The 6,000-nt window shown below is 72.9% G+C and carries 4 protein-coding genes and 2 pseudogenes; all 6 read left to right on the top strand.

Annotated features, from left to right (window positions below):
* On the top strand, nt 1-783 hold a 783-nt coding region (locus VG296_RS13410; RefSeq protein ID WP_325566012.1), incomplete at its 5' end, for a DUF4143 domain-containing protein.
* Nucleotides 784-998: 215 nt separating this feature from the next.
* Nucleotides 999-2,132 (top strand): helix-turn-helix domain-containing protein, encoded by a 1,134-nt coding sequence (locus tag VG296_RS13405; RefSeq protein WP_325566011.1) that lies wholly within the window; start codon nt 999-1,001, stop codon nt 2,130-2,132.
* 117 nt (nt 2,133-2,249) lie between these two features.
* Nucleotides 2,250-3,715, top strand: a pseudogene (gene rimO, locus VG296_RS13400) (30S ribosomal protein S12 methylthiotransferase RimO); the annotation flags it as partial.
* Complete coding sequence (pgsA, locus tag VG296_RS13395) at nt 3,712-4,329, top strand: CDP-diacylglycerol--glycerol-3-phosphate 3-phosphatidyltransferase (protein ID WP_325566009.1); 618 nt, start codon at nt 3,712-3,714, stop codon at nt 4,327-4,329. The pseudogene rimO and the gene pgsA, both read left to right, overlap by 4 nt.
* 13 nt (nt 4,330-4,342) lie before the next feature.
* Complete coding sequence (locus tag VG296_RS13390) at nt 4,343-4,885, top strand: CinA family protein (protein WP_325566008.1); 543 nt, start codon at nt 4,343-4,345, stop codon at nt 4,883-4,885.
* A 416-nt stretch (nt 4,886-5,301) separates the two neighbouring features.
* Nucleotides 5,302-5,580 (top strand): annotated as a pseudogene (locus tag VG296_RS13385) (helix-turn-helix domain-containing protein); the annotation flags it as partial.
* Nucleotides 5,581-6,000 lie beyond the last annotated feature (420 nt).

Raw genomic sequence — 6,000 nt, 5'->3', positions numbered from 1 at the left:
ACGTCGGGCTTTCCCGCGATTCACCGGCTGCCCGCGCGGGCGTGCCGAGCGCAGCTCGACGGATATCTCGCGCGCATCGTCGAGCACGACTTTCGGGAACAGGGCTATGTCGTGCGACGTCCGGCCACGCTGCGCGCCTGGTTGACCGCGTATGCGGCTGCGACTTCGACCACAGCGTCGTACAACGCCATTCTTGACGCTTCGACCGCGGGCGATGTCGAAAAGCCCGCCAAGACGACCACGATCGCGTACCGCGACGTGCTTGCCCAGATCTGGATGCTCGACCCCGTCCCGGGCTGGCTGCCCGTCAACAACCAGCTTGCACGGCTGGCTCAGGCGCCCAAGCACCATCTGGCCGATCCAGCCCTTGCCGCGCGGCTGCTCGGCGCGTCCCGCGAGGCGCTGATCGAGGGCCGGGATCTCACGACGCTGCCTGCGGTTCCCCGCAGGCACGGCACTCTGCTCGGCGCCTTGTTCGAGTCGCTCGTCGCGCTCAGCCTGCGGGTCTACGCGCAGCACTCGGAGGCGTCGGTCAGCCATCTGCGGACCTCCGATGCCAACCACGAGGTGGACTTCATCGTCGAACGCGACGATCACCGCGTCGTGGCCGTCGAGGTGAAACTCAGCAGCAATGTGACGGACGGGGACGTGGCCCACCTTCGCTGGCTGCGCGACAAGCTCGGCGGTGAGTTGCTGGATGCCGCCGTGCTCTACACCGGTAAGACGGCGTACCGGCGTGCCGACGGCATCGCGGTGATCCCGGCCGTGCTCCTGGGGCCGTGAGGCCGTTCGACGGTCGGGTCCGGGTGCCGATTCGGTCGGTCGGGAATGCGTGACCTTTCCGCTGACGGGGCGTTAGGCGATCGGACGCGCGCCCGCCAATCGGGGGAATCCACGGCTCGGGAGGGGACGGGTGGCCCGGAACCGGGCAGGTGCATCCGGTAAGGCAAGCAGATAAACGGGTCGCGCGTAGAGCACAGCACCGGAGGCGGGAAAAAATGGCACAGCAGGACGGGGAGGACCGGGTCCGCGGGACTCAGCAGGGCGCGGGAGCGGGCGGCGGCGCCGCGGGCACGGGGCACAAGGAGATCGGGGAGCTGCTGCTGCAGGCCCGGCTCGACCGCGGCCTCACCGCACGTGAAGTCAGTGAACTGACACGCATCACGCCGGAGACGCTGCGGCGGGTCGAGGCGGGGCAGTTCGAGCACTGCGGGGGCGACGTCTACGCCCGCGGGCACATCCGCGCCTATGCGCGCGCGGTCGGGGTGGACCCGGAGCCGCTGCTGCTCAGGTACGGCGCCGTCCACCTTCCCCCGCTGACGAAACGCGACCTGCGCAAGCCGCGCACCGCGAATCCGAGCGCGCCGCCGCGTACCGACAAGCCGCTCGGCTCGGCCCGCAAGGACGCCCGGCAGGCGGCCACGAACCGGGCCCGTGCGGTGCTGCCCACGATCGTGCCGGGCGCGCTGCCCTCGCTGGTGCCGATGGTCGGCGCGAGCACGCCGCCGGACCTGCCCGCGCTCAAGCAGCCGCGCCGCGAGGACTACACCGACGCCGACTCCGGCTCGGCCGCGCGGCTGGTGGACCCGCTGGTCTCCGACGGGGCCGCGGTCAACGAGGCTCCCGCCGCGTTCCTCGGCGGCGCGAAGACCGCGGCGGCCCGCTCCGGGCCCAACTGGTCGCTCGCGCTGCTCGGGGCGATCGGCGCGGTCGGTCTGGTGGCCGCCGTGCAGCTCTGGCCGCACGACGCGCCCGCGACGACCGCGGCGGCCGGTGCGGCGGGCGCGGCCGTTCCGCAGGCCAAGGCGCAGCACGCCGCGGCGCCCAAGGCCGCCGCCAAGCCCGTCACCCGGCCCGCGCCCGCCGTCGCGCCGAAGGCCCCGGTGGACCTCAAGATCAGCACCAAGACCGAACCGGTCTGGGTCGGGGTCACCGACTCGGCCGGGCGCCAGCTCTACTGGAACATCCTGGGGCCGGGGACGACCAAGGAGTTCACCGACAAGTCCCGGCTGGACGTCACGCTGGGCAACGCGGCGGGCGTGGCGTTGCTGCTCAACGGCAAGAGCGTGACCAGCGCCGGAACCGACGGACAGGTCGTCAGCACCAGCTTCGGCCCGCAGGGGCAGCTGTAGGCGGGAGCCGGGATACCCGGACCGCCGTCCGCGCCGGATACCCTGGTTCCATGCCGAGCTCCGCCATGCCCGAATCCACGCTGCCCGAAGACGCACGCGACGCCCGCGACCCGCGCGAGGCCCGCGCGTCGCACAAGGTCGCCCTGATCACCCTCGGCTGCGCCCGCAACGACGTGGACTCCGAGGAACTGGCCGGCCGGCTCGCGGCGGACGGCTTCGAGCTCGTGGACGAGGCCGGGCAGGCGGAGATCGCGGTGGTCAACACCTGCGGCTTCGTGGACGCGGCGAAGAAGGACTCGATCGACACCCTGCTGGCCGCCTCCGACCTCAAGGGCCGCGGCCGGACCAAGGCCGTGGTCGCGGTCGGCTGCCTGGCCGAGCGCTACGGCAAGCAGTTGGCGGACGAGCTGCCCGAGGCGGACGCGGTCCTCGGCTTCGACTCGTACCAGGACATCGGCGACCGGCTGCGCACCATCCTCGGCGGCGGGCACGTCGAGGCGCACGTCCCCACGGATCGCCGGCTGCTGCTCCCGCTGACGCCGGTGGAGCGGCAGGCCGGGACGGCCGCGGTGCCGGGGCACGGCGAGGGGTCCATCAAGGACCTGCCGGACGGCCTCGCCCCCGCATCTGGCCCGCGCACGCTGCGCCGCCGCCTCGGTGACGGCCCGTCGGCCCCGCTCAAGCTGGCCTCCGGCTGCGACCGCCGCTGCTCCTTCTGCGCCATCCCCTCGTTCCGCGGCGCGTTCCTCTCCCGCCGCCCCGCCGACATCCTCGGCGAGGCGCGCTGGCTGGCCGAGCAGGGCGTCCGCGAGCTGGTGCTGGTCAGCGAGAACTCCACGTCCTACGGGAAGGACCTGGGCGACCTGCGACTGCTCGAGACGCTGCTGCCCGAGCTCTCCGCGATCGACGGCCTGGACTGGATCCGCGTGTCCTACCTGCAGCCCGCGGAGCTGCGGCCCAGCCTGGTGACCGTGCTGGCCACGACGCCCAAGGTGGTGCCGTACTTCGACCTGTCCTTCCAGCACAGCGCCCCGGGCGTGCTGCGCCGGATGCGCCGCTTCGGCGACACCGACCGCTTCCTGGAGCTGCTCGCCTCGATCCGCGACCTGGCGCCCGCCGCCGGGGCCCGGTCCAACTTCATCGTCGGTTTCCCCGGCGAGACCGAGGAGGACTACGCCGAGCTCGAGCGCTTCCTGACGGAGGCCCGGCTGGACGCGATCGGCGTGTTCGGCTACTCCGACGAGGACGGCACCGAGGCCGCCGGCTTCGCGGACAAGCTGGACCAGGACGTGATCGACGAGCGGGCGGCCGCGCTGGCCGACCTGGCGGACGACCTGGTCGCGCAGCGGGCCGCCGAGCGCGTCGGCGAGAAGCTCCGGGTGCTGGTCGAGGAGGTCTCCGGCGGCGGCTATGTCGAGGGCCGCGCGGCGCACCAGGGGCCCGAGGTGGACGGCGCGGTACGGCTCACCGGCGACCTCGCCGGGGTCCGGGTCGGCGACCTGGTGGACGCGGTCGTACTGGACAGCGAGGGCGTGGACCTGGTCGCGGAGCTCGCGCCCGGGCAAACCCTGGAGCGCGGGTGAGTACGCCGGCCGACGGGCGGATAGACGTGGCCCCGGAGCCGGCGCCGGCTCCTCGCGCGCAGGTCTCGAACTGGAACGTCGCCAACCTGCTGACGATGCTCCGGATCGCCCTCGTGCCGCTGTTCGTGCTGGTCTTCGTGCACGACGGCGGGCACGACACGCGGTGGCGGCTGGCGGCGGCGGCCGTGTTCTTCGTCGCCGGGCTCACCGACCGCCTCGACGGCGAGCTGGCCCGCCGCAGGCACCTGATCACCGACTTCGGCAAGATCGCCGACCCGATCGCGGACAAGGCCCTGATGGGCGCGGCGCTGATCTGCCTGAGCGCGCAGCACCGGCTGTGGTGGTGGGTGACCGCCGCCATCCTGGTGCGCGAGATCGGCATCACGCTGATGCGCTTCTGGGTGATCAAGTACGGCGTGATCGCGGCGAGCCCGGGCGGCAAGCTGAAGACCGCGCTGCAGGCGCTCGCGATCTTCCTCTACGTGCTGCCGCTGCAGAGCGTGGCCTGGCTGGACTGGACCGCGACCGTGGTGATGGCCGCGGCGCTCGCGCTCACCGTGGGCACCGGCGCGGACTACGTGGTGCGCGCCGTGCGGCTGCGTGCCGGGCGATGAGACGATGACGGACATGAGCCAGAACCCGCAGACGGCACGGAACACGGCGGCCGAGGGCGGGACCGCCGAGGACGTCGACCCGGCGCTGCGGCTCTTCACCCTGGCGCTGCGCTCCCGGCTCACGCTGGCCGTGGCCGAGTCGCTCACCGGCGGCCGGGTCGCCGCCGCGGTCACCGCCGTGCCCGGCGCCTCGGCCGTGCTGCGCGGCTCGGTGACCGCGTACGCCACCGACCTCAAGGCCCGGGTGCTCGGCGTGGACTCGGCGCTGCTCGACCGGGTCGGCGCGGTGGACGGCGAGGTGGCCAGGCAGATGGCGCTCGGCGTGCGGAAGCTCTGCGGGGCGGACGTCGGCATCGCCACCACCGGCGTCGCGGGCCCGAGCGAGCAGGACGGCAAGGCGGTCGGCACCGTGTACGTCGCGGTGGTCGGCCCCGACGACGACGCCGTGGTGAGCCACGAGCGCTTCGCCGGGGACCGCGCGGAGATCCAGCAGGCGGCGACCCGGCTGGCGCTGTCTTGCGCGGTGGCGCATCTCACATCCTGGGCCGCGGGGTAACGGCCGGACAAAAGTTTCCCGGTCGGAAGCATGAACCGGTTCTGTCGGTGGCACGTCTTAGAGTGAGCGGTGAAGCAGACCGCGCAGATGAACGCACCGTGCAGCGCACGGTGCGGACGAGGGAATTTAGTTCGACGCTCGGCCGTTGGACGGGACGGTGGCGCTCCCCGGTGAAGGGAAGGCGCCGCCACCGCCGGACGACGCCACCGGTCCCGGCGGGAAGAAAATCCGGCCGACCCGGTGAATACCGGACCCGGAGCGGGTACGGTGGCCGCAAGCCGCTCCCCGTGACGCGGGGACGGCGGAGCGCGAACGGGCGCCGCCAAGGGTGCCTCCCGGCAGAGCCGGGAGCAGCCGGAATCGGAACCCGCGGCCGAAAACCGACTACGAGTTCACGAGAGGGAGGGAGCGACGCCATGATCCTGATCCGTCGCCTGCTCGGCGATGTGCTCCGGCGCAAGCGCCAGGACGAAGGGCGTACCCTGCGGCAGTTGGCCGCAGCGGCGAGAATCTCGCCCGGGTACCTCTCCGAGATCGAGCGCGGCCAGAAGGAGCCGAGTTCCGAGTTGCTCGCCGCGATCTGCGACGCGCTCGAGGCCCGGTTGTCCGACGTGCTCCGCGAAGTGTCCATCGAGCTCGCCGCGGCCGAACTCGCCGCCCAGCTCGAATCCGAGCGCATCTCCGCCCCGGTGCCCACGGCCCGGGTCGGCGCCAACGACAAGTCGTCCGTCAAGAGCATGCCGCTGGCCAAGCCGGTGGCGCGCGGAGCGGTGCGCCCCGGTGCCCGTCCCGCGGCGCGTCCGGTCACCCGGCGCACCCCGGCAGCGGTCGGCGCCGTGTCCGGCACCCAGAACCTCGCGGTCGGGCCGGTACCGGTACCGGCCCCCGCGGTGAACTCGGCCGCCTTGGGCCCGGTCAACGTACCCGGGCATGTCAACAACCCCGTATCGGCCCCGCACCTCGCGATGGGCTCGCCGAACCTGCTCGCCTATCCGGTGATCCTGCCGGGCGCGGGTGCCGTACCGCAGCTCGCGCTGCGATAGCAGGCGGACCACGCAGACCTGCCAGAACCTCAAAGCCGACCCCCGTTCCGCGTTCGTGGAACGGGGCTTTCG

The sequence above is a fragment of the Actinospica sp. genome, assembly GCF_035552695.1.
Lineage (GTDB): Bacteria > Actinomycetota > Actinomycetes > Streptomycetales > Catenulisporaceae > Actinospica.
The sequence above is the reverse complement of the archived record's forward strand: the minus strand, read 5'-3'. Positions and strand labels throughout refer to the sequence as shown.